Genomic DNA, 25,651 nt, shown 5'->3' with positions numbered 1-25,651 from the left:
CAGCGTCCAATAATAAGGATTCTTGGTGAAGTTCACCGCAATTTTTGTGATCGAAGCGTGCTATGCAGTTCTCTTTCAAAGCAATTAGTATCTCCTACGAAAACGCCTCCCTTGACAAGCGGGAGCAAATGCATCTGACGGCGGAGTCTTGTGCATCGGTTTCGCAACGCATTCATGAGGTTTTGGGCTTGGAGGAGGTGTTTGTACTCAGCACTTGCAACCGTACAGAGGTCTATTTCGTGGGCGATTCGGAGCATTTGGATTCCGTACTCACGTTGCTGCTGCATGAGCAAGGGCAATTTAATCTTTTGGAATGGCGTCAGTATTTTCATCTGATCGATGACAATGCGTTGGCGGTGACCCACTTGTTTGAAGTGGCGATGGGCCTGCGTTCGCAGGTTTTGGGCGACATTCAGATCAGCAACCAAGTCAAACAGGCTTATTCGCGAGCTGCCGAATTGAAACTTGCCGGGCCGGTTTTGCACAGACTTTTGCACACAATTTTTCATGCCAATAAACGCGTGCAGCAGGAGACTGCCTACCGTGACGGTGCTGCCTCCGTGAGTTATGCAGCCGCTCAATTGGCCAAGGATTTGGTTGTCATGCTTCCTCGTCCGAGTGTGTTGGTGGTCGGCCTTGGCGAAATGGGTGATGACGTCGCCCGCAACTTGGCTGGTGGGAACTTCACGCGCATTGCCGTGATGAACCGCAGCTTGGGTAAATCTGAGGCATTGGCGCAAGAGCTTGGTTTTGAATGCATTCCTTATGAAAATTTGGCCGCGGTGGCACATCAGTTTAATGTGTTGATTGCTGCCGTAGCTTCACCGGAGCCGGTGTTGACGTCGGGCATGCTTGACCATGACGGCGGATTTGCCCAGCATTTTCTCATTGATCTCGGCGTTCCGCGTTGCATTGAACCCGCTTTGGAGCATCAAGCCGGAATCGTCGTCTACACCCTCGACGAAATCAAGGCCAAAACCGACGAAACGCTGCGCAAAAGGCAAGAGGCAAGTCACCAAGTGAGGGACATCATTGCCCATGAAATCCATGCCTTCGGCGACTGGAGCCGCGAATTGAGCATTTCGCCGACCATTCAGAAGCTCAAAGATGCCTTGGAACAGATCCGTCAGGAAGAGCTTGTGCGCTATTTGAAGACGGCAAGCCCGTCCGAGGCGGAATTGCTCGACAAAGCGACCGCTGGCATGATGAATAAAATCATGAAACTGCCTGTGCTTCAACTGAAAGCAGCCTGCAAACGCGGCGAGCAAGAGACTTTGATCGACTTGTTGAACGACCTGTTTGACTTGGAGCGGGTAGGAGTGAAGGGGTAGTCCTTCGATTTTTTCTTGCAACAATTTATTTGAGATAAAGGAAAAGGCCAATTCCTCCATTGAAGGAGGTGAAGACATTCAGGGCTAGGAAATGGATCGTTGGATTGAGCGTTTTGCTGGGAATTTGAATCGCATTCACGATTGACATTTCGCTACCGAAAGTCTATATTTGGTACCATGGCTGAAATTACAGAAGACACGAAGGCACTTCGCAAAAAAGGTGTAGAGATGCTATCCACGCTTGAGGATCGTAAGCTCTTGGAGCACGTTGTAAATTTGATCCAGCAAAGCTACCTGGAGGAAATCGTTGAATACGAGCGTGATGGTACCCCCCTAAGTAGGGCGGCTCTCCTTGAAAGTCTCAAGAAGGGAATGGATGACATAGCCAACGGCAAAGGAATTTCTGGGGAGGAAATGTCAAGAAGGATCAGGCAAAGATTCCAAAGCAATTCGGGGGCACCCAGATCGAATAGACATCAAGCCACGAACTGGTTGGCGCCCCGGACTCCCCCCCAAACTCCAAGTCCCACCTGACAAAACTTCAGCCCAACCTGCAAATCTGTCACTAAATCTGTCCGTGGCACAGTTTTCGATTGGAGCCAATCAGTTTTAAAACACTCTTAAATCAAAATAATAGGAGGATTTACCAATATGTCACTCAACATTCGCCCATTGGCAGACCGCGTGGTCATTCAGCCAGCAGAAGCTGAGGAAAAAACCGCTTCGGGACTTTTCATTCCTGACACCGCTAAGGAAAAACCTCATCGCGGTACCGTTTTGGCAGTAGGCCCAGGCAAAAAAGATGAGCCTACCACCGTCAAAGTCGGAGACACTGTACTTTATGGCAAATACTCAGGCACCGAGATTCAAATCGACGGCAAAGAGGTGTTGATCATGAAGGAAAGCGATATTTTCGCTGTGGTCTAATCTCTTGGACAACAATAACATCCAATTTCTAATTCACCAAGATTTAGCTGTACATTAAGAAAATGGCAAAAAATATCAATTTCAGCTCAGACGCCCGTGCCAAATTGAAGGCAGGTGTTGATGCGTTGGCAGATGCCGTCAAAGTCACACTCGGCCCAAAAGGTCGTAACGTCGTGATCGACAAGAAATTCGGTGCTCCAAATATCACCAAGGACGGCGTCACCGTCGCCAAAGAAATCGAATTGAAGGATCCGATCGAAAACATGGGCGCACAGCTCGTGAAGGAAGTCGCCTCCAAAACCAATGATATCGCCGGAGACGGTACCACCACGGCAACCGTGTTGGCACAAGCGATCGTGCGTGAAGGTTTCAAAAACGTCACCGCCGGTTCCAATCCAATGGAACTGAAAAAAGGCATCGAAGAAGCCGTCAAAGTGGTTGTCGAAGGCCTCAAGAAGTTGAGCCGTCCAGTGGGTGACAGCAAAGAAATCGCACAAGTCGGAACGATCTCTGCCAACAACGACTCTGAAGTCGGCGCGTTGATCGCTCAGGCCATGGAAAAAGTCGGCAAAGACGGTGTCATTACCGTCGAAGAAGCCAAAGGCCTCGAAACCTACCTCGACACCGTCGAAGGTATGCAATTCGACCGCGGCTACTTGTCACCTTATTTCGTGACCAACGCCGACACGATGGAAGTCGACATGGACCGCCCATTCGTGCTCATTTATGACAAGAAAATCAGCTCGATGAAAGACCTTCTGCCAATTCTGGAGAAAGTCGTTCAAACAGGTGCTCCTTTGTTGATCATTGCCGAGGATGTTGATGGCGAAGCCCTCGCAACCCTCGTCGTGAACAAAATCCGTGGTGCCCTCAAAATCTGCGCTGTCAAAGCCCCAGGTTTCGGTGACCGCCGCAAAGCCATGCTCGAAGACATCGCCATCCTCACCGGCGGCGCCGTCATCAGCGAAGAGCGCGGCTACCGCCTCGACAGCACGACGCTCGACATGCTCGGCCGTGCTGAGAAGATCACTGTCGACAAAGACAACACCACCATCGTCAACGGTGCTGGCGAAAGCGACGAAATCAAGGCACGCATTGCCCAGATTCGTACCCAAATCGAAAACACCACCAGCGACTACGACAAGGAGAAACTCCAAGAGCGCCTTGCCAAGTTGGCAGGTGGCGTGGCAGTCCTCTACATCGGTGCCGCTACCGAGGTGGAAATGAAGGAAAAGAAAGCCCGTGTGGAAGATGCTTTGCATGCAACCCGCGCAGCCGTCGAAGAAGGCATCGTCCCTGGCGGTGGCGTAGCATTGGTCCGGATGATCAAGAGCTTGCTCCCAGGCAAAGGTGGCATCAACGACAACCTCCTCAAGGGTGACGTGGGTGTCGGCGTGAGCATCGTACGTCGCTGCTTGGAAGAGCCGCTGCGTCAGATCGTTTCCAACGCCGGCCTCGAGCCAGGCGTGATCCTCGCCAAAGTGCTCGAAGGCGAAGGTGACTTCGGCTTCAACGCCCGCACCGAGGAATACGAAAACCTCTACGCTTCCGGTATCATCGACCCAACCAAAGTGACCCGTTCGGCACTGGAGAATGCTGCGAGCATCGCAGGCTTGCTCCTCACCACCGAGTGTGTGATCACCGACGAGCCCGAAGAAAACGCTCCTGCCATGGGCGGCGGCGGCGGTGGAATGGGCGGCATGGGTGGAATGATGTAATCCTGCTCCTCAAAAAAGTGAATACGGCAGCGGCTTCCTCAAAAGGGAAGCCGCTGTTGCGTTGGTATCATTTTTGGTTTGGGACAAAAAATTGATATTTTCGGAAAACATTTACCCATTCAATTCCTATGATTCACACAATCAAATCCATTCTCCTGTCGATCACTTTCATGCTTGTAATTGGTCGGGGAAACGCCCAATCCCTCAACCTTGCGGACATCGTTTTTGAAAATCCGGTTGAAAAGGAAGTCTTTCTATCCTTGGGCAACGCAAGTCAACAAGCAGTTGACCTGTTTGTCGTAATCGATCCAGGAACGGAACAGAAACAAATTGTGAATGCAAAGCAATTTATCGAGGGGATCGTTGCTGAGGTGCGGAATCCAATTGCAGAAAGAAAAACGATGGGCAAGAAATTGGAGTACCTCCAGAAGGTGCTTCATGAAAAGTATCTGCTTAAATATCAGTTCATTGTAGATTTTCCCACGCTGATTGATTCGGGTACTTATAATTGTGTCACGGGAACCGCCCTGTATGCATTTGTACTGGAAAAGCTCGGAATTGAATTTCAAGTGTATGAGCGTCCCAACCACGTTTACCTCACCGCTGGGACCGAAGCGACCATCATCGAATCAACGGATCCCAAAAAAGGTGTATTCATGCCGAGTGACAGGTTACAGAAGGCGATTGCACGGTCGTTGATTGCTTCGGATCTTGCTTCCGAACAGGAAATCGCGGAAAAGTCAGCGTCAAGTCTCTTCCTGGATGTCTATTTGAAAGACGAAAAAATCACAATTCAGCAGCTTGCCGGATTGCATTATAAAAACGATGCCTTGCTAGCTTTGGAAGCAGGGGAATGGGCGCGTGCAAGGCAACAATCGCTGAAATCGCTTTTCTTGTATCCCTGTGAGCAGAACGAAATGGTGGTTTTTATCGCGAATTTGATGGATCTGGCATTCGGGGAGATCAAAGGCATTGACCGTGTGAAAGTAGCCATGCTGATCGTTCAATACCGCTCTGACCTGATCCGATCAAAGGAGGCATTCGCCATTCTGCGAAGCGAATTGGAGGAATTTGTCAATCAAAATTACTCCGAAGATGATTGGGATCAATTGGAGCCAGTTTTGCGTACCATGCAATCAGATACTTTGATCTACCGCGAGGCCCAATTTCGCATGCTTGGCGAACGGTATGATAAATCTTGGAATTCTGACCGAGTCGGTGCCTACGGAATTGCACAACAGTTGTATCAATTGAAGCCGTGGCATGGTCAAGTCCGTAACAGCTTGGTGGCAAGCTTTGTGTTTCAGTTCGCCCGAAACAATGACTACCTCGCATGTTTGGATTCCATGGATGTATTTGCTGCTAAATATCCCTTCGTCAAGGCCATGGACAATTTCAACAGTACCTATCTCGTGCTCATAATGGCTATCGCCGGTTCAAAATTTGAGGCGGACGAACGCGAAATTGGTCAACGGTTTTTGACGCGATTCGAGCAACAGCAATTGGCTAAGCCAGGAATTGACATGTCAGACGTGATCGGATCGGTTTATGCCTGCGCCGTAAGATCGTATATCAGAATGGCAGATTACAAAATGGCCAAACTTTGCCTAACCAAAGGGCTTGAAATGGCGCCCTACAGCGACGATATCAACAGCTGTAAACGTTCCTTTGGAAAAGAGCTCGGACTTGATTGACGAGAACCTAGCTGGAATTGCTAACTTTCGGCAGAAGGCTCAAAAAAATGGTGCCTGGACCAGATGAAAAAAATTGCTTCCTACATTCTTGGACTATTCGTTTTGGTGTGCATTCTACCGCTCTTCACCCTCGCCCAACCCGTCTTCCGAGGTGAAAGCGTCGAATATGACTACGCCGGCAAACGCTGGTTCACTTCCGACAATGGCACAAGTATCATTCAGCGGGACTCCAATGCGGTTGTGAGCTATTTTGGAACAGGGTTGAAGGCTTCGCATGGCATGGAAATTCTTGGAAATACCCTATTCACCTGCGAAGGAACCAAAATCTACGGCTATGACCTTACGACCGAATTGGAGGTGATGCAGGTAACCGTTCCGGGCTCAGCATTTCTCAACGGATTGACCAATGACGGGGTGGACCGGCTCTACGCCACCTGTTTCAGCAACAAAAAAATCTTCGAAATCAATGTTGCAAGTCTTTCATTTCCAGCTGTGACGGAGATTGTCAGTGCAACGGTAACGACTCCCAACGGAATTATTTATGACAGCCTTCACCAACGCCTCTTGTTCACCAATTGGAATACCTCCAATGCGCCCATCAAAGCGGTGGACCTCAACGGATTTGCGGTGACCACGGTGACCACTACGGGCGTCGGCAAAATCGACGGAATTGACGACGATGGTTTGGGACATTATTACATTTCGTCGTGGTCGCCGATCCGCATCAGCCGTTACGATACCAATTTTGTGGGAGCTGCCGTCACGATCACCGCCCCCGGCATCAACAATCCTGCAGATATCTGCTATGCAAAAGGCATTGATACCTTGGGAATTCCCAATGGGAATGGGCCGGTGACTTTCATTGGATTTGGTCCCGTGGTGGGCATTGATTCTCCGAATGAGGTTTCGGATGCATTGACGGTTTATCCAAATCCGGTTTCTTCGAAAAGTGTGATCAGTTTTGAGCTCAGGAATCCTTCAGCCACTGAACTCCAAATCACGGACCTTCAAGGGCGTATTGTCCATTCGCTTCTTTCCGAAAACATGCCCGCCGGCAGGCACCATGTTTTATTGGCGGGAATCGAAATCAGCGCAGGTATATATTTGGTGAAGCTGCAAGCACCCGAGGCGGGGATCGATGTTGCGGTGAAGTTCGTGAAGGAATAAGAATTGGGTCGCGTCGAATCCTAGAAAAGAGAAATGGCCCACGTGCATGCACGTGAGCCATCCTCAAAAACCAATCACCCTCTATGATTCTTAGCGCACCACGCTGATTTTCTGGACCAAACGCTGTTGGTCTCCGCTCAGTTCCAGCAGATAGGAGCCTGCTGGCAAGGTGCTTACATTGACGTCCATTTCGTGACCGCCAACGGATTGAATTCCGAGATTTTCCGTCATCAATTCACGACCGCTCAAGTCACGCACTTTCAATGCGATGACCGCAGGCGTCTTCAAGGAGTATTGAACATGAACGACGTCGGTTGCAGGATTTGGATAAGTTTTGCCGATAACATTGCTAGCAAGTTCTTCTACACCCGTAAGCAAGGGCAATTCGACCAAGTTTCCGCCAGCAGCAAGTGCCACCCAGAGGCCAAATGCGGGACCGTTGCTGTTGCTCGATGGGCTGAGGAATCCGGATGCTAGCACAGTGAAAGCCTCGTTTGCCAAGCCCAGTGTCGCCAAAGGTGCTTGGTAAGTTGCTACAGTTGTCGACGTTCCTGCTGCATTGATGCTCAGAGCATAATCAGCCGTTCCCAAGTCAAGGTAGCCGTAGAAGTTGCTGTAAGTCGCGTTGGGCACCAAGATACCTGCTCCTACGCCTGTTTCCACAACATCCACTGCTGGAGCGTCGGTTGCACCGTGCAATACGAGAACATCGACATTGCCTGGCGTGGTGGCCTTCTCTTTGGCACCGCTTTTCACCAAGATATCGAAAGCTGTTGCTGGGCTGTAGCCGGTTGCGGACACAATGCCATTGGCGACCAAGATGTATTTTTCGCCGCCAGTCAACGTGTAGGTAAACTTGGCAATCGGATTCAGTGTGTCGGTCGATGTAGGGCCTTGGATGCGGATGTCGAAAGCCGATCCTGCCGGGGCATCAATAAATGGGGAGGCAGTGCGGAATGCGAAGTTGTCCAGTAACAAGGTATTGTCGAGCCATACGTCTACCGTGGCGGCTGCAAGGTCTGCGGAATTGTGGATCACCTGTACACGGGCGGTAGAGATGGGGGCCGAAGGCAAGGCGACCAAGGCGCCTCCTGTTGGCAATGCGACATACAGACCAAAGGCTGGACCATTGCTGTTGTTGGCTGGATTCAAGAATCCGGAAGCAACGACGACAGCTGCAGCGCCATTCAAGCCCAATGTGGCAAGCGGTGCATCGTACTGTGCGACAGTCGTGTTGCCTTCTCCGGTGCGCACTTGGATAGAATAATCAGCAGTTGGCAACTGAAGATAGCCAGCAAAGTCATTGTAGGAGGCATTGTCTACCAATAGACCCGCGCCGGCACCAACTTCGACGACGTCCACTGTCGGGGCATCTGTCGAACCATGGCAAACAAGCACGTCGGTATTGGTGCCCATTGTGGCAGCTTCACGGCCCATCGCGTAAATGTCAAGACCAAAGGCTGGTGCTGGAGCATAACCGCTTGCACTCACGATACCGTTTGCAACGGCAACGTAGGTGGCACCTGTTGTCAATGTCAAATTGAAGTTTTTGATGGTGTCGGTCACCATCATGGAGTTTGCTGGCGCAACACCAACCTTCAAGGCGACGCCTGCAGGGGCATCAATGAAGGCGGATGCGTTACGGAATTGCAAGTCATCGATCAATTTCGTGGATGGCATCATCCCGACGGTAAGCCAGATGTCCACGGTACTTGCGGCGGCATCGGCAGAGTTGTGAATCACCTGAAGACGAGCCGTCTGTGCAGAAATGATTCCGAAAGAAAAGGCAATAGCAAGGAGCGTCAAAAATGTTTTTTTGATATTCATACAGAGATATATTTTTGAATGTGCTGGAATCTGATCCAGATGACAGTAAGACTATCATGGGATTTTATTTGTTTAACTGTTGTATGAAAAAGTTAAACAAAATGTATAATTTCCTGTGAATCAATTACTAATTTTTTCAGGGAAATGAATCGTCTCGGGATCACGACGAGCAGTCACGTGAGTAGGATTCGAGCCTGCCAGCGGAAATACTTGGGTATCGGGATTGCTGATACTGCATGCGATACCCTAGCTTTGTGCAAAATAGAACGTCATTCCACCTGTCTTATTTTGTTGGGCATTGTTGGTAGCAATCGTCGATAGCGGAGACATCACGGTTTGGGAGACGAAGCGCTGGACGCAGACCGCCCAATTCACCGATGAAGGTAATAGGTTCACTGGCGCATGGTTCCTGTCCGGCAGTCGAGCGCTCGTTTTGGGCAATGACAAACGTGGTCTGAGCCTTTGGGATTCCAAATCCAGCAAACGACAGTGGTCATCAGGTCCCATGAATGTGAATGCCTTTGCCCTGCATCCCGCAGGAAATGAATTGTATGTGAACATCGGCGACTCCACGGTGATCGATGAAATCAATCCTGTCCAATGAATTTCTGCGTTACCTGTTGCCGGAAGAGATATCTCGTTTGTGTGCAATGGTTGCCCCTTCACCCGGGATGGCTGGCCTTCGAACAAATTTTGCTACTCGCGGTGTGGATGGTTTACGCCAAGCCCAAGGGTGTCTGGCAATGGACGATTGTCGTCCCGGCAATGATGATCGCGACGGTGACTTGGTTGCTTACAGCCAAAACGCCAGCCTTCATGGGCTGAGGCATGATTTACGGTCTTCCGCGGATCGATCCGATCAGGCTGTCATGGACATTTTCTGCAAAGGGAGGTCTGCGACGAGGGATTGTAGGCAAAACAGCCACAGGGCGACGATGGTGTGTCTTAAAAGACAAACATGATCGTCGCCCTGCGGTGATTACGCCTCGTTTGGATTAGAAACGCTTCTGAATCTTCACTGAACCGACATCGACGCTTTCCATCAACCTCTCTACAGCGGGATTGGGATGCGGGTCACGCCAACCGAAGTGCAGCATTTCGTTTTTCGGTGCCCGCATCAACACATGGATGTTCACCCCTTCACCCACGGCAACGGGTGAGTCCGTGAGCACCCCGCCAAGGCGGTTAAAGCCGTCGAAACGGTGGCTTATGTGGTTCCAGCGGTTTTCGTAGAGGCCGCCGTCCAATCCTTTGACAAGCACGGTGCAATGCTCCAACCCAAGGCTCACAGCAGATGGTCGCCCTTCACAAATCCCGCCAAGCCTGTCCCACCCATTGGAAAATCCGCCATTGATGAACCGTTTGTGGTACAAGGCCTTGTCAGCGCCGGTGCCGAAAATATCAAGGTAGCCGTCCCCTGCACTCACCATCGTAGGTGTTTGGATGAACTTGCCGCCGAGGGGTTTCCATTCGGACCAACCGTTGTGCCAAGCCTTGTGGTACATGCCATCGTCCATGCCGATACCCACGATGTCAAGCTTGCCTGGGGCTTGAGAAACCACGGCCACCGTTCCAAGTTTGAACTTCCCTCCAAGCGATTCCCAGCCGCCCCACTTTTGGTCATTGAGATTGGCATCCCATGGGTTGTGCCAAACGGCACCATCGGTTCCGATGCCAAAAAGGTCCACACGGCCTGGCCCCCAGCAGACGGCAACAGGAGCCCCCACAATGGCGCCACCAAGGTTGTTCCATCCCACCCATTGGCTTGTGGCCTCGTTCCACCATTTCTGGTAGACAGCTCCGTCGGTACCGCGACCATATACATCGAGGTGGTTCTTGCCCCAAGAGACGGTAGTGAGCGGGAACGCAGCACCAAAAATGCCAGGAGCAAGACTGAAATCGCCTCCCAATGATTCGTATTCGTGCCATTGCCCGTCGCCGTAGTACTTGTGGTACGCGGCTCCGCCCACGCCAACGGCGAAGACATCGAGCCGCCCCGAATACATGGAAACGGCCGTGGGTTCGCCCAAAATCTGGCCGCCGAGGTCTTCAAAGTCGTTGGCACCATAGAGCCTTTGCACGCCTGCAACGTCGGTGGCGCTGAGTACGCCACCGTTGTTCCACTTGGGATTGCAGTAGTTCATAACGGAAAACTCGTCATAGGTCGTCAGGTTCCAGTCGCCCGGGCTGGACTGCGCCATCTCTTCGCGGCATTGCTTTGGCGCATCGGCCCTGTTTTGCTCATGCGCAAAGCCCAATGCATGGCCAAACTCGTGTACTGCAACGTATGTAACGCACTCCTTGTGTGTGGAACCTCCGCAGCCACCCCAGTCAAAATTGAGCACCATGCCATTCACCAAGCCATCGATATAAGTACCGTGGTCTTTGCAGTGGGGGCCGGCTGCAGGGTCAATCAAGATGCGGATGCCGCTCTGCAACGGAGTGCATGTGCCCCAGCCCGTGAAACGGAAGGCCGAGAATTTCTCCCAAGTGTCGGCGATGGCTTGGCGAACCCATTGGCGTTCAGTAACATTGGCAGGCATCGGATTTTCCCAACAAACTGAGCAGGTTTTTGTGGCCAAATGCCCTTTTTGACAACGCTGAGGCCGCTGGTTGTGCTACCCGTCGTTTGAGCTAAAATTAAGGATGTGGCCATGAGGAGACACATCGTCACCATGCCCGTTTTAATGATTCTTGACAGTTTCATAGAAGTTGATTTTAATTGAACATAAGTTGTACATAAAAAGGTGGTGGTGACACACCCAATATGAGCCGCCAAAGGATGGTGGAATTCTTTCTTTTAATGCTTATTCGTGGTAATAAAATGTACCATCCGTTAGATGGAAAACCTCTCCAGAATTGCAGGTCAGGTCGCCATCAAAGGTAGCCTCGATGACAGCAGGATTGGTGCTGGCTTTGCTCACATTTACGCGCATATTATGGCCCATCATACTGCCACAAAGGAAGGTTTCTGTGCTCCAATTGGCCATTTGCGCCACGCTGAGCTCGGGATTGCCGTCTTGGAAATTATAAGTACCCGGGCCTTCTGTGTTGTAAATATTGATGTCGAAGACCTGCTCGCTCTCGTTTTTGGGACCCTTGGAGCCACCTATGATGATGGCCTTGCTGTAGCCTTTGGGGTGGAACGCTCCAAAAATACCGTGATCTGCCACCCATTCCGCACCGTTGATCTTCATGCGGAGATGGTTTTCTACGGAGGTAACAACCGAGGCTTTGGTGATCGATTCACCAATTGTCGAAGACCCGCTTTTGTCGTTGCACGATAGAATCAGCAAGACGGATAAAACTAGCGAAATGGATGTTCTTATTTTTATCATGAAGCAAATATGTCTTGCAATATTGCAGCAGGAAATATTGGATTTTTGACAAGACGGTTTGGGTTTTCAATTGGAGGTTTTCGGTCTTTTGTATGCGTACATTAAGTCTTATTCTTTGCCTACTTTTCGCAGCCAATTTGCTTTGGAAGCCTATGAATTCCTTTCACTTTGCTATCGCTAGAATGTAGAAATGAGGGTTTTCGCATAGGTCGCTCAGCGTCCATTTATTGTATCAAGGATTCCCATCGTGCCTTACAATCAAGCATTCCTACAACCTGTTCAAAACTTTCCTGTCAAAATGGCAGGCATGTGCCCCTTGGCACCATTTTTTCTCCTTGCTCCTGCAGAATATCATTTCACCTAGAAATACTGATAAATTATGGCTGAAGTAGTTGACCCACAAATCGAAACAGGTTCGATTTCCGTTCACACGGAGAATATTTTCCCCATTATCAAGAAGTCGCTCTACAGCGACCACGAGATTTTCATCCGCGAGTTGGTTTCCAATGCTGTGAATGCTTCGCAGAAGATCAAGCACTTGGCCGACATCGGCCAATACAAGGATGAACTTGGCGATCTGAAAGTCACCGTCGAACTCGACGTGGATGCCAAAACCATCACGATCAAGGACAATGGCCTCGGCATGAGCGCCGACGAGGTGCGTAAATACATCAATCAAGTCGCATTTTCCGGCGCCGAGGAATTCGTCAAGAAATTCACGGACCTCAAAGACAAACGTGACACGATCATCGGCCAATTTGGCTTGGGCTTTTACTCTGCCTTCATGGTGGCGGGTCAAGTCGAAATCGTAACGCGCAGCTACAAAAAGAATACGGGTGCCGTTCACTGGACCTGCGACGGTTCGACAACCTACACCCTCGACAAAAGCGACCGCAAGGAGCGTGGCACGGACATCATCCTGCACATCGCCGAAGACAGCGAGGAGTTTCTGGACAAGGCACGCATCCAAACGATTCTCAACAAATACTGCAAATTCCTGCCCATCACGGTCGAATTTGACGGCGAAGTCATCAACAAAACCGAGCCGCTCTGGAAGAAAAAGCCTGCGGAAATCACCGACGAGCAGTATTTGGAGTTCTTCAGCGCATTGTATCCCTATGCCGAGGAGCCGCTGTTTTGGATTCACCTGAATGTCGATTATCCGTTTGACCTCACCGGCATCCTCTTTTTCCCCAAGCTTCGCAACGAGGGCGAATTGAAGCGTGACCGCATTCACCTGTATTCGCGTCAGGTGTTTATTACGGACAATGTCGAGAACATTGTGCCTGATTATTTGGGCCTTTTGCAAGGCGTGATCGACAGCCCTGACATTCCGCTGAACGTGAGCCGCAGCTACTTGCAGACCGACGCCAACGTGCGGAAGATCAGCACTTACATCAGCAAGAAGGTCGCAGACAAACTCAAGGAAATCTTCAACGAAGACCGCGAGAAATTTGTCGAGAAGTGGAAAGACATCGAGGTGTTTGCCAAATACGGCATGCTCAGCGACGAGAAGTTTTATGACAAGGCCGAGGAATTTGCCCTGCTCAAAAACGTGGCCGGCGAGCACTTTACGCTGAAAGAATACAAGGAAAAGATCGCCGCGAATCAGACGGACAAGGACGGAAATATCGTCTATCTGTATGCAAGCGACGTCGATCATCAAGACAGCTTCATCCAATCCGCGCAGAAAAAGGGTTATGACGTGTTGCACATGGCCGCGCTGATTGATTCGCACTTCATCGGTTTCATTGAGCGGAAGATGGAGAAGAGCACCTGGAAACGGGTGGACAGCGACGCGATCGACAAGCTGATCGCCAAGGACGTGACCGAAGTGAGCAACCTCACGGAGGAGCAATCGACCGCGATCGTCGAACTCTACAAAAAGGTCGCAGGCGAAGACGCGATGACCGTGCGTGCGCAGGCGCTCGGCGCAGACGAAATGCCGGTCGTATTGGTTCGTCCCGAGTTTTTCCGCCGGATGCGCGAGCAAGCGATGCTCGGCGGCATGGGCGCCCAATTTAACCGCGACATGGTCGAGGTCGTCGTGAACAGCAGCCATGAATTGGCCACGCACATCATGACCGAAGGCAATGTCGAGGCCCAGGAAGGAATGGCAAGGCAACTGCTCGACCTCGCAAGGCTCAGCCAAGGCCTGCTCAGCGGCAAGGAACTGACCGATTTCATCGCAAGAAGCGTGAGCTTGGTAGGGAAGTAATTTGTCGAAGCGGCGGCCTCACATTGAAGCGGCGGCCTCCGGCCGAACGCTGACGCTGCAGCAAGCCTCCGGCTTGCGAAAATAAGATCAAGGCGCATCAAGGATCTGCAATTGCAGGTTGTTGATGCGCTTTTGGTTTTCCATCATGTGCACATTTCTCAGACTCCCAACCGCATGAATTTCCACCCAACTACCAAAACCCAAGCTTCGATTTCTTCCCCACCAAGGCGCACTTCGCCGTAAGAATCCAAAATTGATATCCAGCGTTGTCATTGGGGATATTCCATGTGATCGTCCGTTCATCCGTCGTCCGCAACTGTAATTCGATCGTTTTTTTGATTTGATCGGGATCCTTGGGTTTGCTTCGATCAAATGCTGGAAAAGCTGGAAGATCCACAAAGCCGCGAAATTCCCGGTAGTCAAGCGATTCAACTCTCCCAAAAGCGAATTGAATGAACCGTTGCGTGGTGTTCAGAATGTAGGAATTCTCATCCACTTGGAGGAAAAACACTGGCGATTCCCATTCCGGGACCTTGCATAACCGCATGATCTCCTCTTGACGGGAAAGGGGAAGCCGAGCAAACAAGGTAAACCGCTCATCACCGGTAATTTGATCCTCCGATTTCCCAGATGATTGTAGAAACCAAGTTGTCAATTGCTTTTCAATTGCCGCTTCAATACGGCGATGGTCGGCCGCTGCTTCAGGCGCGATGTTGGGGGCCAAGTCATTTTTGATGGTTTGATGAATGGTCGAATCGTCAATTCCGATGTCGATCAAGCATTGCAAGGCAGCATCGTTCGCGAGAAAGGATACGTTTTTTGCTGTCAACAACGGATCAAAGCAGGGGTAAAGCGCCGTCCCTATCCGATCAAAATTGCGCATGTCAATGACCACAGGATCATGGGTGGCTGCCTCCAACAAAACTTGCTTTAACCCTTCGAATTCATCGATTGACCAAGCCCCATAAATTCTGATGCGATAGGGATTTTCATCAAAAGCCTTCACCGGAAGCTTGGAAAAAAAGTAGCCCTCGATGAGCTCCAAGTATTCTACAATCTGCTGATCATCTGTCCATTGTTCCGCAATCTCGAAGAGAAAGGTGACAAGTCGCAGCTCATGCGTTTCGTTTTCCGGGCATCGGAATTCGTGAAAGGCCGTTGTTCCTTGTTGGTTAACAGTACACCTGAGAGAAACGCCGTCCAAGATTAAACGTTTGTCTTCCCTCGCGGTCGTGACCACGGCTTTTCCCAGCTCAAATCCCTTTTCAAACGTTTCCCGATCAAGATCCACTGTGTGAACAATCGGGCCGTCATTCAGAATCCGGGAATAGCAGCGTTCGAAGCGAATTTGGCAGCCATTTTCATTTTCCTGCAAAGTGAAGATGCAGTGAGGATGAAAGGAAGGCATGACGTCGAGTTGGATGGATCTGGGTTGCATAGGATTGGACATCGCGCTTTGCTGTGAGTTTTCCGCTCGTGAAGGTCGGAATTTGAGCAACAATTGAACGATATTTTTCCTTGGATGCTCCAGGTGCTTCAAAAAAGCCATCCCCGAACGCGCATGCGCTTTGGCGATTCCGTACGAATCCAGACGGAAATCGGATTCTACCCCTACCGCACTTTCGTATGAATCTTGATCACGCAGTCAATTTCGACTTCCTGCCCTGCGTCCCTCACACTTGCCATGAGCCGACGCACTTCATTGAGCGATCTTGTGAGCGCCTCGATCCGGTTTTTGGAGTTGGAATTGTCGCGGTTGAATTCCTTGTAGTCCCGGAACAACTTCTGATCATGAAAGCCGATTTTGAAACGGAGCAGCTCCAACAGGAGCAGGTTGGCGTCTTCGACATTGAAGCTGCCCTCTATTAGCTTGACATTCAGTTCTTTTTCTTCCATATTCCTTTTCGTTTGACCTTTTTTATCGTCGAATCAGCGCTTTGGTAATTCTGATTTTCGAAATGCTTCCATGGTAACAATGCAATTGTGTATAGTAAACGTGCAATTGATATTAATAGTTTTGCTATCATTGCAGCGAAATGTTTTCTGCGATACAATTGGCAGGTACTTGCACCAAAATCGTAGCCGATCGGCCTTCGAATGACGAACGCTGTTCAAGGCTGCAATTCCATCGACCGATTTGGTTCAATCAATTCCAAATAGACGCTTCCAAGCAGGTACCAATGCTTTCTCTTTCCCGGCATCACATCTCCCATCCCTGTTCATCCCATGGATTTAAGTCTCATCGTTTCCAACCTCACGAATCCGACACTGCTGTTTTTCTTGCTTGGAATCCTTGCAGCGATCGTCCGAAGTGATTTGGAGATTCCGCGCTCCTCGAGCAAGTTTATCAGCCTCTATTTGTTGTTTGCGATTGGCTTCAAGGGCGGACAGGAACTTGCTCACAGCGAATTTGGCAAGGAAATCGTCTTTTCGATTCTGTTTGGATTGCTGATTGCCTCGCTGATACCGTTTTACACGTTTTTTATCCTCAAACAAAAGGTGAGTGTGAGCGATGCCGCAGCGGTGGCAGCGACGTATGGGTCTGTGAGTGCCGTGACATTTGTTTCCGCCGTTTCTTTTCTCGAAGCACAGCAGATTCCGTTTGGCGGGCACATGGTTGCCGTCATGGCCTTCATGGAGTCGCCTGCGATCATTGTCGGTGTGATTCTTCTGAACCGTTACGAAAAGGATAAAAAGGGATCCTCGGGAATCGGCTCGATCACCCTGCATTCGTTTACCAACGGAAGCGTTTTGCTCATTTTGGGGAGTTTGATCATCGGAATCATTGCCGACAGCAAGCAGGCGGAAGGCATCAAACCATTCACGACAGATATTTTCAAAGGATTCCTTGCGATTTTCTTGTTGGAAATGGGAATGGTGACGGCGAAGCGGTTTTCGGCATTCAAAAAATATGGTCTTTTTCTCAGCGCATTTGCGATCCTGATTCCGGCCGTGAATGGCTGCATTGTTGCTTGGTGCAGCGGTTGGGTTTCGGCGGATATTGGCAACCGCTTCATTTTTGCAATTCTTGCCGCAAGCGCTTCCTATATCGCTGTGCCGGCTGCCATGAAAATGGCTGCTCCCAAAGCGGATCCCGGTCTGTTTGTCCCGATGGCCTTGGGGCTGACATTCCCGTTTAATATCTCGATCGGCATGCCCTTGTATTTTGCGATCATCAGCAATACGTGAGGCGGTTTTGGTTGGTTGAATGCGCTGTAAATTAGGCTTTTGAATGTTGGAGGGACTCAAATTCCTTCAATTTTATGGTGGAGTCTCCAAGTCAATGCTGCGGGGTATTCACTTCCCCTTCGGCACCAATTCAAACGCCTCATACCGAAATACCCGCGCACGCTCCGGCGTCTCCGGGGTCGGTGAAACATAGCTTTCGGGGATGCCTTGATCAAGGTAAAACTGCCCGGTCAAACGCAGATTACAATCCCAATAGTCTTCATTTTCAAAGCTTTCTGGAACGACAATATTTGCGTTGGCCGGTTCGATGAAAAAGCAATCGGTATCCTTGACTTCTTCATTGGGATGGTCTTGGAAATGCTTGACATCGAGATAGTTGGCGCAGGCGCAAGCCCAATGGATGTAGGTGACTTCGAGGGTTTCCTGTTTGCCAGAGAGTTGCTGCGGTGGATCGGAATGCTGACGGGAAAACTTGTACAATACCAAACCTGTAGCCAAGACAACGATGATTCCGATTCCCGTGATGAAGGCGAGAACAACGAAAAGGACGACCTTGTTGGATTGGGTCACGGCGTAAATTTAGCTGAAAATAGAGATGGATGTTAGGATGGATTCGCGGTCCTGTCTCTGCCTTCCACGATTTGCCTTTGCTTTGCGGCCCTTTGCGCCTTTGCGGTTTCATCGGGGGGAGAAAACCGCAAAGGCGCAAAGGGCCGCAAAGTCAAGGAGGTGAATGAAGGTAATTCCCGATCGATGGTCACTTGAAATTGCAACTTGAAAAGACCTTCTCTCCTTGTACGGAATTCGAATGCCAAAAACCCTATTCAACAATCAATTTGGCGCATTTCGAACCCTCAATGCCATCCATTCGAAGGAAATAGATCCCCGAAGGTAACGAAGGTAAATCCAAGGCGTTTCCTTCAACCGTCGATTGGTAAATGGCTTTTCCGGAGAGGTCCATCAAGGTCAATTCTTTGAAATCTTCCATCCCTTCAAAACGAATCGTTTGGCCGGAAATCGCAGGATTGGGATAGACATGGAGCGAATTTGAATGTGCATTTTCGACGGACATTCCCAGTGTCAGGCGGTAAAAGACACCCAATTCGCCACCTGCAAGGTAGCCGGTATTGCCAATGAGTTGCAAGTCGTTGATGCTCAGTCCGGGAAGGGAATCAAAATAGGTCCAGTTATTTCCGCCATCCGTCGTTTCGTAGAAATAGCTGACACCGCCGATTTCCGTTACCGCGGCCACCCCATTCAATTCATCCTTGAAATCGAGCGCTTTCAATTCCGAATTCGGCAATGTATTGGGCACTTGCAGGGTATCCCAAGTCGCGCCATTGTTGGTCGTTCGGTAGAATTGATGCTGACTATAGGCTCCGAATTGCACAGGCGCGGCAAAAGCGATCGTCGGCGAAAGTTGTCCGACGGCTCCAATGACCGTTCCATTTCCGGTAAGATCCGTCTGCGTCCAAGTTTGGCCGCCATTCGTGGTCGTCAGCATTCCGCCAAAGTAGTTGAATGTACCGTCAAAGGTGCCGATCGTACCATTTTGGGAATCGTAGAAACTGATCGACATCGGGTACACATTAAAGGTATGCGTGGTCCAATTCGTGCCGCCGTCAACGGTAGCGTAGAGAAACTGATCCGTCGAAAAGAAGCCGGTGTCCTGATCGAGAAATTGGCAAACTGCATTTCCCATACCCGTCGCCGTCGTGTCGGGCGAAATGTCTTGCCAATTCATTCCGTCATCAAGCGTTTGGTAGATTCGCGTCGGTGTGACCGGATCTTGCAGGTTGCGAAAAACCACCACGCCTGCGCCATCTGCATGAAAATGAAGGGATTGAAATTCCTGCCCCACGACGGGAAGTGGAATCGCCGTCCAAATGAACCCGCCATCCGTCGTTTTTTCCAAGGTTTTGGCACCCGTTTGATCGGCAGTCATCATCGCATAACCGATGTCTTCGGTCAGGAAATTCATCGACTGCATCCTTTGGGTCGGATTCATGCTGATCGAATTCCAGCCCCATTGTGCAAAGCAATGGTTGCCAAACAGCAAGATGACAAGCGCAAATACTATTTTGAAGTGTTTCATATCGTTTTCATTCAATTGAGAAATGAATCTTGAGAATCGATGGTCTTGCAAGAACCTGAAACAAATCTCCTTCATTCCATTCTCAGAATCATTATGAATTTACGGCTTTTGAATGTGAATTTCCGCCACCTGCGTTTGGATTTCCGAGGCCGTCAATCCGGTTTTTTTCTTGATGAAGGCGCTGAAACTCGCGGGACTGTCGAATCCGAGTTCGTAGGCAATTTCTTTATGCGGCTGATTGCCAGTGGCCAACATTCGCTTTGCTTCCAGTAAAATGCGTTGGTGGATGATCTGCAGCGGGCTAATTCCTCTGAACCTCTGCGCGAGCGCCGCCAATTTTTTTTCAGGCATCGTCAGGCGGTCAAGGTAGAATGCCACCGTTTGTTCGGTTTTGAAATTCAGGTCGACGAGCTGCAGGAATTGATAGAAACGATGGTCCATTGCATCCGACGGGGACGTCTCATTCGACATCGAAAACAAGGCAAAAAGCAGGGCTTGCAGCAAATGCTGCTTCGTATTTTGCTTGTATTTGCCGGAATCCGAGGCCGTTTTCCCGATCAGCTCCACGAGGGGCATCACCTCCTTCATCTGCGCTTCCCCTTCTTCGAATACCACCGCTGCAAAACCTGACCAAGCCTTTTCTTGGAGCAACAGCTGAAGTTTCGGGGATTCGATGGCGTCCAAGGTGAACTGAATCACAGACCCAAACGACCCCGGCGCGCGATTCAGCAAGTGAATTTGCCCCGGATAGATCAGATAACAGGAATTGGATTTGACTTCGTGGGCATTGAAGTCGATCAAGTTTGTGCCACCGCCCTGTTCAAAAAACATCAGCTCAAAATAGCTGTGGCGATGCACCTTGGTGAAATCATAGTGGTTTTTGTGGTCAATGCTGCGCAATACAATCTGCTCCTGCGCAGATTCCAGGCTGTGGGTGGGGATTTCTATGTTTTCCTTGGATTTCACAAAGTGATATTCAACGATGAACGATGCGATTGGGGCTTCAATTTACAGAATATTTGCGTTGAATTTCTGGTCAACGGTGAGCAGAGGCAGCCTGCTATTTGCCAAAAACCCTCAGTCAAATCCGGGCCATATCGTGCGATTTCGATTCCAATAACCATAATATCCCTTCACCAAATGCGCAGGGACTGCTTTGAAACGCACAGCGTCAGGATGCGTTGGCATCACTTCGACCACAAATCTGAACCCCATTTCAGTGGCTTTGTGGGTCACACTGGGATCCATTTTCATTGCCAATTCCAACTCCGCCGGCGTCATTAGCCGAAAGCGATACCGACACGCATTGCCCGGAGGAGAGACCTCAAAGTAATGGTGACTGGTCATCCATTGGCAAAACCACTCCGCCTGCCTTTGGGATATCCCGCGCATGGGCAGCAGCCTTTGTTGTGGCGTGGTTTCATTCAGACTGTCCAAGAGAGTTGTTGTTCTGGAGTCAGAATAATACGTCCATTTCATTGGCGATCTTGGAGGGATATATGTTTCTCCAGAATCCGACAACAAAAAGTACATGTAGTAGGCGAATTGCCCCACGCTGACGTCAGTTTTGGAAAGCCAGATATTCGGCTCAATTTCAATGCATTGTTGCTTCAGGTTGTAGGGATAAAATTCATTTTCGTACTGCCGGTGTTTGGGATCAAGTTGAATGGGCCGATCGCGGGGCTTGTCCCATGGGGTGTACAATTCCCATTTGTGGAGCGTCGCATTCGGTATCTTTGGGTAAAATGCTTCCAAGCTATCAGGGAACTCCAGCACGATGCGAAATCCCATTTTTTGATCTGGTTTTTCCCCGGACAAGGTGCTGATCCCAAGCCCCTCGGAGGCAAAATTGCCACCCATAACGATATTGGCGTCCGTGGTCATCTCCGAAACATTGTCATGAAAATGCAGCAATTTCTCCCCCTGCCTCGAAGATTGCACGGTTCGTGTATGCACATAGCGGCTTGGCAATTCTTGGTAATCAGTAGTTTTCTTGGGAGGTAGGATTTTCGCAGTGGCGAGGTTCCATTCCTCGGGGGTAGGAAGGCGAAAGCGAATCTCTGGAAAATTTTCAGGTCGTTGGCGATAATCAACCTCTAGGTCATAGCCAAGTTGAATTCGCATGAGATGTATGCTGAACCATTTGCAATACTCATCTGCCTGCAAACGCGTGATGCCAGCCATGGGATGGTCGGGTTCCCAGTTTCCTTCCTGCCTGTAGCCCCAGGTCGTCGAATGGTCTAGGGGATAGAACTCTGGCGGCGGGCGAAGCGCACTGTGCATCGCTTCGCCGCTGTCCATGAGAATGTACTATTCAAACGCCTCATAATCCCGCACGGAGACTTCCGCATTGGCGATCCAGACCCCCGGTTTGATTTCCGTCGCTTCGCTGAGCCAGCCCTGGACAGAGGGGACTTGCGCGGCTGCAACGATTGGAAGCAATAGGCAAAGGAGGAGTATGATCCGGCGCATTGTTGAAGGTATACTCGACGCGGCCATAATCATCTCACTCGACAGATTGGTGACCCTCCCCCAATTTGCCACGAGGCACGAAGACACCGCCCCCTTTTTTTTTTGTTTTTTTGTCTTCGTGCCTTGTGGCCCTCGAATCCAAAAGGGGCCGCGTAGATAAATGGATCAGCATCGGCATTTTGAGCGTTGATGCATGAATTTAGGGAAAAATCCGGTCGTCCCAAGCACGCGGCACCACTCCCAATGCATTCTTCTCCTGAAATCCACTAAATTGTCGGCATGAAACCTCGCTACCTACTTGCCGGCCTTGCCGTTTTGCTATTGCAGTTCACCCACGTTTTATCAGCGCAAGAAGTCGACACCTACGTCGCCAATGACATCCAACTCGTTGGCACGTTGGGCGATGGCATCAGGATTGAAATGCATTTGCAACGTGATGGGAATCAGCCCTTCTGGACATTGGCCGAGGGCGAATGCACCGACGTGAAGGGGCAATATTATTACCGCAGCCAAGTTCGGTCGATTGATCTCAGCGGGCGTTTATGCCTCGCCAACCACACGATGGAGCTGCGCTATGCTTTGGTAGAAGGCGCGGAATGGCAAGAACGCTTCGTCGGAAAATGGGATGCGACGCTCGGCAGTTTTTCCGGGGAATGGACCTTGAAAAAGACCAACAAGACCTTGCCATTCGCACTCAAAGCCATTGAGGCCAAGGTGCAATCGGAAGACAAAGAGGCATTCTTTGCTTTGTTGGATCAGAAATGGGCTACTGAACCCGATCAAGAATGGTTTGCGACCCAATATCGCCTCGAAGGCTTTGAGTGGAAAGAGGGCATCGGCAAAGCCTTGAATACCATTGGCTTGGAGATGCAGCATTTTTCGCCGCTTCGGTTTGATTGCTATCACAATTGGTCCAATGCGGGCACCGGGAACGATCAATATGAGACCTTCCAAGTTCTGCCTTCTACCTCAGGATTCTTTGTGTTGCAATCTTACCGCAGCAATTATTCAAGCCCTGCAGGAGAGGCCGACGATGGAGAATTGCTCTTTGATGAAGGTTGTGAGTCAATGCTGCTTCTTTGGCGTTGGAAAAATGCAGCATGGGAGAATGTGACAACGCAATATTTGCCAGCTGCCCTCACCGAGGCGCTCAAAGCGAACGTTCCGGGTCATGAATGTGAGGTGGAAATATTGCAGGATGCGGTGCGTGTAGGCAAAATCAAACGCTACTGGGTCGATGGGAAGTTTGTGGAAAAATGAACGGGAATTGGATGTCCAGCCTCAGTCACGTTGATTTGCGCGGGTAGCAGTAGCAGCTTGGCATGCGTATTTTTTCTGCTTATCGGGAAGATTTCTAGTAAGCCAAACCGTTTGTCATTTCGACCGGAGTCTTTGGGTATTTGCATGGCTCCGAAGGAGGCGCAGCAAATATCCAAAGACGAAGCGGAGAAATCTGGCGCCTCACGATACACCTCCGCATGATAGGGTTGGTGATGAACTACCGCTGAAATGTGCTGACAAACCGTCTTATGGTTAGGAAGGAGGTGCTACAAGAGGCGCTAGATTTATTCAATTTACAGAATATTTGCGTTTACCTTCTGGTCAAGTACGCGTCTAGGCAGCCTGCGTTTTCCCAAAAAACCTCATTCAAATCCGGGCCAAATCCAGCGACGGCGGTCGTAATTTCTCTTCACGAGCATTTCCGGGACTGCTTTGAAATGCACAGCGTCAGGATGCGTAGGTAACACTTCGACCACATACCTGAACCCCATTTCAGTGGCTTTGGGGCTGACCGTGGGATCCACTTTAATGGCCAATTGCAACTCCGCCGGCGTCATTAGCCGAAAGCGATACCGACACGCAGCTCCGGGGCGGGAGACCTCAAAAATATGGTGTACGGTCATCCATTGACAAAACCTCTCCGCCTGCTTTTGGGATATTCCGCGTATGGGAAGCAGCCTTTGTTGTAGCGGGGCTTCATTCAGACTGTCCAAGAGAATTTTTATTTTATAGTCAGAAGTGTACGTCCAATTTATCGGCGAACATTGACGGGTATAGTATTCTCCGGAATCCGACAGCAAGAAGAACGTGTAGTAAGCGAATTGCCCTACGCTGACGTCAGATTTGGAAAGCCATATATTCGGCTCGATCTCAATGCATTGCTGCTTCAGGTTGTAGGGATAAAATTCATTTTCGAACTGCCGGTGTTTGGGATCCATCTTGATGGGCCAGTCTCGTGGTTTTTCAAAAGCAGAGGATTTGCCACAATGGCGAAGTAAATGATTGGGGATTTCTGGGTAAAATGGTTTGATGCTGTCGGGGAACTCCAACACGATCCGAAATCCCATTTTTTGATCGGGTTTCTCACCGGACAAGTTGCTGATTCCGAGCCCTTCGGCGGCGTAGTTTCCACCTATGACCACATTCGGGTCCGTGGTCATTTCCGAAACATTGTCATGAAAATGCAGCAATTTCTCTCCAGGCCTTGAAGAATTCACCGTTCGTGTAAACAAATAGCGACTCGGTAATTCCTCGTAATCAGAAGTTTTCTTGGGTGGCAAGATTTTGGAAGCCGCCAGGTTCCATTCCTCGGGCGTAGGTAGCCGAAAACGAATCGTTGGAAAATTGTCGTACAGCTGCGAGAGGTTGTCGCTTGGATGATAGTAGAGTTGCAGATGCATGAGCATCATGCTGAACCATTTGCAGTATTCGTCGGCTTGCCGTTGTACAATGCCAGCCATGGGATGGTCGGCCTCAATCGGGAAATGGCCTTCAGTCCAGTTTCCAGTCTGCCGGTAGCCCCATCGTGGCGTCGAATGGTCTAGGGAATAGAACTCGGGTGGTGGGAGAAGCGCAACGTACATCACCTCGCCGCTGTCTTTGAGAATATACCATTGAAACGTCTCATAGTCCCGCACAGAGACTTCCGCATTGGCAATCCAAACCCCCGGTTTGATCTCGGTCGCTTCGCGCAGCCAACTCTGGACAGAGGGGCATTGGGCGGCCAATTGCATTGGAAGCCAAAGCAGCAGGAGCAGGGACATTCGTTTGGAAAACAACAATTTTTGCATGGCGGGGACGAACATTCTTCCTCAAATTAATCCTTTTCGTTGAAAGATTGCTGCAGGATAAATGCGGGTGCGACCACGGTCGTTGATCAAAACGAAGCGGTTCTTTGCGGGATCGTGCGAGAGGACGAGATAATGGTTTCCCAAAGTAAGGCTGTTGGTGAAGACGTAGCCTGTGTGCTCCGTGGCGATGCATGTCATCACGGTGGGGAATTCCGCCTGAATGAAGTATTCATCCCCAAGCGGACCATTGGAAAATTCACCAAGCGCAAGCTGCGGCCGTCCACTATCCGATTGTTGCACAATTTGCATTGCCTTCAAGGGGAAAGTGATGTTGCGTGTGCTTGGAATGAATTGATTGTCAATAATTTCGTAAGTCCCTGATTCCATGGGATGGTAATAATTCCCCAAGCTTGTCCAATGCCCAAGGTGATAATTTCCGCGGCCATCCAAGATCAGTCTTCGATTCCAGGTTCCGACAGGTCCCTCCAAGAAATAGACGCCAAGCAGGTCCAGTTCCCGTGGCGACCTTGACTTTTCTTTGAAGCGATTCAACTGCTTCAGCATTTTGAGAAATTCCAGTTCCTTCTGTAAATGCCGCATTTCC

21 protein-coding genes are annotated in these 25,651 nt (G+C 50.1%); 9 read left to right on the top strand and 12 right to left on the bottom strand.

What is annotated here, in order from left to right; translation table 11 throughout:
* The first annotated feature begins 62 nt into the window (after positions 1 to 62).
* The 5 genes from IPN95_32385 (at position 63) to IPN95_32365 (ending at position 6,837) form a co-directional block, all read left to right on the top strand.
* Positions 63 to 1,331 carry a glutamyl-tRNA reductase gene (locus tag IPN95_32385; protein ID MBK9454014.1) on the top strand — a complete coding sequence of 423 codons (1,269 nt, stop codon included), beginning with the start codon at positions 63 to 65 and terminating at the stop codon, positions 1,329 to 1,331.
* A 651-nt stretch (positions 1,332 to 1,982) separates the two neighbouring features.
* Entirely contained in the window at positions 1,983 to 2,258 is a 276-nt protein-coding gene (locus tag IPN95_32380; protein MBK9454013.1) for a co-chaperone GroES, read from the top strand.
* 62 nt (positions 2,259 to 2,320) lie between these two features.
* Positions 2,321 to 3,976 carry a chaperonin GroEL gene (gene groL, locus IPN95_32375; protein MBK9454012.1) on the top strand — a complete coding sequence of 552 codons (1,656 nt, stop codon included), beginning with the start codon at positions 2,321 to 2,323 and terminating at the stop codon, positions 3,974 to 3,976.
* A 128-nt stretch (positions 3,977 to 4,104) separates the two neighbouring features.
* Positions 4,105 to 5,670 carry a hypothetical protein gene (locus tag IPN95_32370; GenBank protein MBK9454011.1) on the top strand — a complete coding sequence of 522 codons (1,566 nt, stop codon included), beginning with the start codon at positions 4,105 to 4,107 and terminating at the stop codon, positions 5,668 to 5,670.
* A 63-nt stretch (positions 5,671 to 5,733) separates the two neighbouring features.
* Entirely contained in the window at positions 5,734 to 6,837 is a 1,104-nt protein-coding gene (locus IPN95_32365; GenBank protein MBK9454010.1) for a T9SS type A sorting domain-containing protein, read from the top strand.
* Positions 6,838 to 6,927: 90 nt separating this feature from the next.
* Here IPN95_32365 and IPN95_32360 read toward each other — a convergent pair whose 3' ends face one another.
* The gene (locus IPN95_32360; protein MBK9454009.1) at positions 6,928 to 8,664 is read right to left on the bottom strand and encodes a DUF4397 domain-containing protein; all 1,737 of its coding nucleotides are present in this window, start codon (positions 8,662 to 8,664) and stop codon (positions 6,928 to 6,930) included.
* Positions 8,665 to 8,962: 298 nt separating this feature from the next.
* On the opposite strand from IPN95_32360, the gene IPN95_32355 reads away from it, so the two are divergent.
* Entirely contained in the window at positions 8,963 to 9,268 is a 306-nt protein-coding gene (locus IPN95_32355) for a hypothetical protein (GenBank protein MBK9454008.1), read from the top strand.
* A gap of 391 nt (positions 9,269 to 9,659) precedes the next feature.
* On the opposite strand, the gene IPN95_32350 is transcribed toward IPN95_32355, so the two are convergent.
* On the bottom strand, positions 9,660 to 11,207 hold the full coding sequence (locus IPN95_32350) for a hypothetical protein (protein MBK9454007.1): 1,548 nt from the start codon (positions 11,205 to 11,207) through the stop codon (positions 9,660 to 9,662).
* 264 nt (positions 11,208 to 11,471) lie between these two features.
* Positions 11,472 to 12,002: a hypothetical protein gene (locus IPN95_32345; protein ID MBK9454006.1), complete on the bottom strand. Its 531-nt coding sequence runs from the start codon at positions 12,000 to 12,002 to the stop codon at positions 11,472 to 11,474.
* Positions 12,003 to 12,381: 379 nt separating this feature from the next.
* Between IPN95_32345 and htpG the strand changes: the two genes are divergently transcribed.
* The gene (gene htpG, locus IPN95_32340) at positions 12,382 to 14,220 is read left to right on the top strand and encodes a molecular chaperone HtpG (GenBank protein MBK9454005.1); all 1,839 of its coding nucleotides are present in this window, start codon (positions 12,382 to 12,384) and stop codon (positions 14,218 to 14,220) included.
* Between the two features lie 190 nt (positions 14,221 to 14,410).
* On the opposite strand, the gene IPN95_32335 is transcribed toward htpG, so the two are convergent.
* Together IPN95_32335 and IPN95_32330 are read right to left on the bottom strand one after the other, a co-directional pair.
* Positions 14,411 to 15,658 carry a hypothetical protein gene (locus IPN95_32335; protein ID MBK9454004.1) on the bottom strand — a complete coding sequence of 416 codons (1,248 nt, stop codon included), beginning with the start codon at positions 15,656 to 15,658 and terminating at the stop codon, positions 14,411 to 14,413.
* A gap of 173 nt (positions 15,659 to 15,831) precedes the next feature.
* A complete protein-coding gene (locus IPN95_32330; GenBank protein MBK9454003.1) occupies positions 15,832 to 16,116 on the bottom strand; it encodes a hypothetical protein in 285 nt (94 codons plus the stop codon).
* 330 nt (positions 16,117 to 16,446) lie between these two features.
* Here IPN95_32330 and IPN95_32325 point away from each other — a divergent pair, with 330 nt between their 5' ends.
* The gene (locus tag IPN95_32325) at positions 16,447 to 17,409 is read left to right on the top strand and encodes a sodium-dependent bicarbonate transport family permease (protein MBK9454002.1); all 963 of its coding nucleotides are present in this window, start codon (positions 16,447 to 16,449) and stop codon (positions 17,407 to 17,409) included.
* 108 nt (positions 17,410 to 17,517) lie between these two features.
* Here IPN95_32325 and IPN95_32320 read toward each other — a convergent pair whose 3' ends face one another.
* The 5 genes from IPN95_32320 to IPN95_32300 all read right to left on the bottom strand — a co-directional run bounded on the left by IPN95_32320 (position 17,518) and on the right by IPN95_32300 (position 21,976).
* Positions 17,518 to 17,979 carry a hypothetical protein gene (locus IPN95_32320; protein MBK9454001.1) on the bottom strand — a complete coding sequence of 154 codons (462 nt, stop codon included), beginning with the start codon at positions 17,977 to 17,979 and terminating at the stop codon, positions 17,518 to 17,520.
* Between the two features lie 250 nt (positions 17,980 to 18,229).
* Positions 18,230 to 19,504, bottom strand: coding sequence for a T9SS type A sorting domain-containing protein (locus IPN95_32315; GenBank protein MBK9454000.1), 1,275 nt, complete (start codon positions 19,502 to 19,504; stop codon positions 18,230 to 18,232).
* A 99-nt stretch (positions 19,505 to 19,603) separates the two neighbouring features.
* On the bottom strand, positions 19,604 to 20,470 hold the full coding sequence (locus IPN95_32310; GenBank protein ID MBK9453999.1) for a helix-turn-helix domain-containing protein: 867 nt from the start codon (positions 20,468 to 20,470) through the stop codon (positions 19,604 to 19,606).
* 111 nt (positions 20,471 to 20,581) lie between these two features.
* Positions 20,582 to 21,805, bottom strand: coding sequence for an SUMF1/EgtB/PvdO family nonheme iron enzyme (locus IPN95_32305; GenBank protein MBK9453998.1), 1,224 nt, complete (start codon positions 21,803 to 21,805; stop codon positions 20,582 to 20,584).
* 9 nt (positions 21,806 to 21,814) lie between these two features.
* Positions 21,815 to 21,976 carry a hypothetical protein gene (locus IPN95_32300; protein ID MBK9453997.1) on the bottom strand — a complete coding sequence of 54 codons (162 nt, stop codon included), beginning with the start codon at positions 21,974 to 21,976 and terminating at the stop codon, positions 21,815 to 21,817.
* A gap of 279 nt (positions 21,977 to 22,255) precedes the next feature.
* Here IPN95_32300 and IPN95_32295 point away from each other — a divergent pair, with 279 nt between their 5' ends.
* Positions 22,256 to 23,236, top strand: a complete 981-nt coding sequence (locus IPN95_32295) for a hypothetical protein (protein MBK9453996.1) — start codon at positions 22,256 to 22,258, stop codon at positions 23,234 to 23,236.
* Positions 23,237 to 23,619: 383 nt separating this feature from the next.
* On the opposite strand, the gene IPN95_32290 is transcribed toward IPN95_32295, so the two are convergent.
* A complete protein-coding gene (locus tag IPN95_32290) occupies positions 23,620 to 25,020 on the bottom strand; it encodes an SUMF1/EgtB/PvdO family nonheme iron enzyme (GenBank protein MBK9453995.1) in 1,401 nt (466 codons plus the stop codon).
* A gap of 48 nt (positions 25,021 to 25,068) precedes the next feature.
* The gene (locus tag IPN95_32285; GenBank protein MBK9453994.1) at positions 25,069 to 25,647 is read right to left on the bottom strand and encodes a hypothetical protein; all 579 of its coding nucleotides are present in this window, start codon (positions 25,645 to 25,647) and stop codon (positions 25,069 to 25,071) included.
* Positions 25,648 to 25,651: the final 4 nt, after the last annotated feature.

This window comes from Bacteroidota bacterium (assembly GCA_016718825.1).
Classification (GTDB): domain Bacteria; phylum Bacteroidota; class Bacteroidia; order J057; family JADKCL01; genus JADKCL01.
The sequence above is the reverse complement of the archived record's forward strand: the minus strand, read 5'-3'. Positions and strand labels throughout refer to the sequence as shown.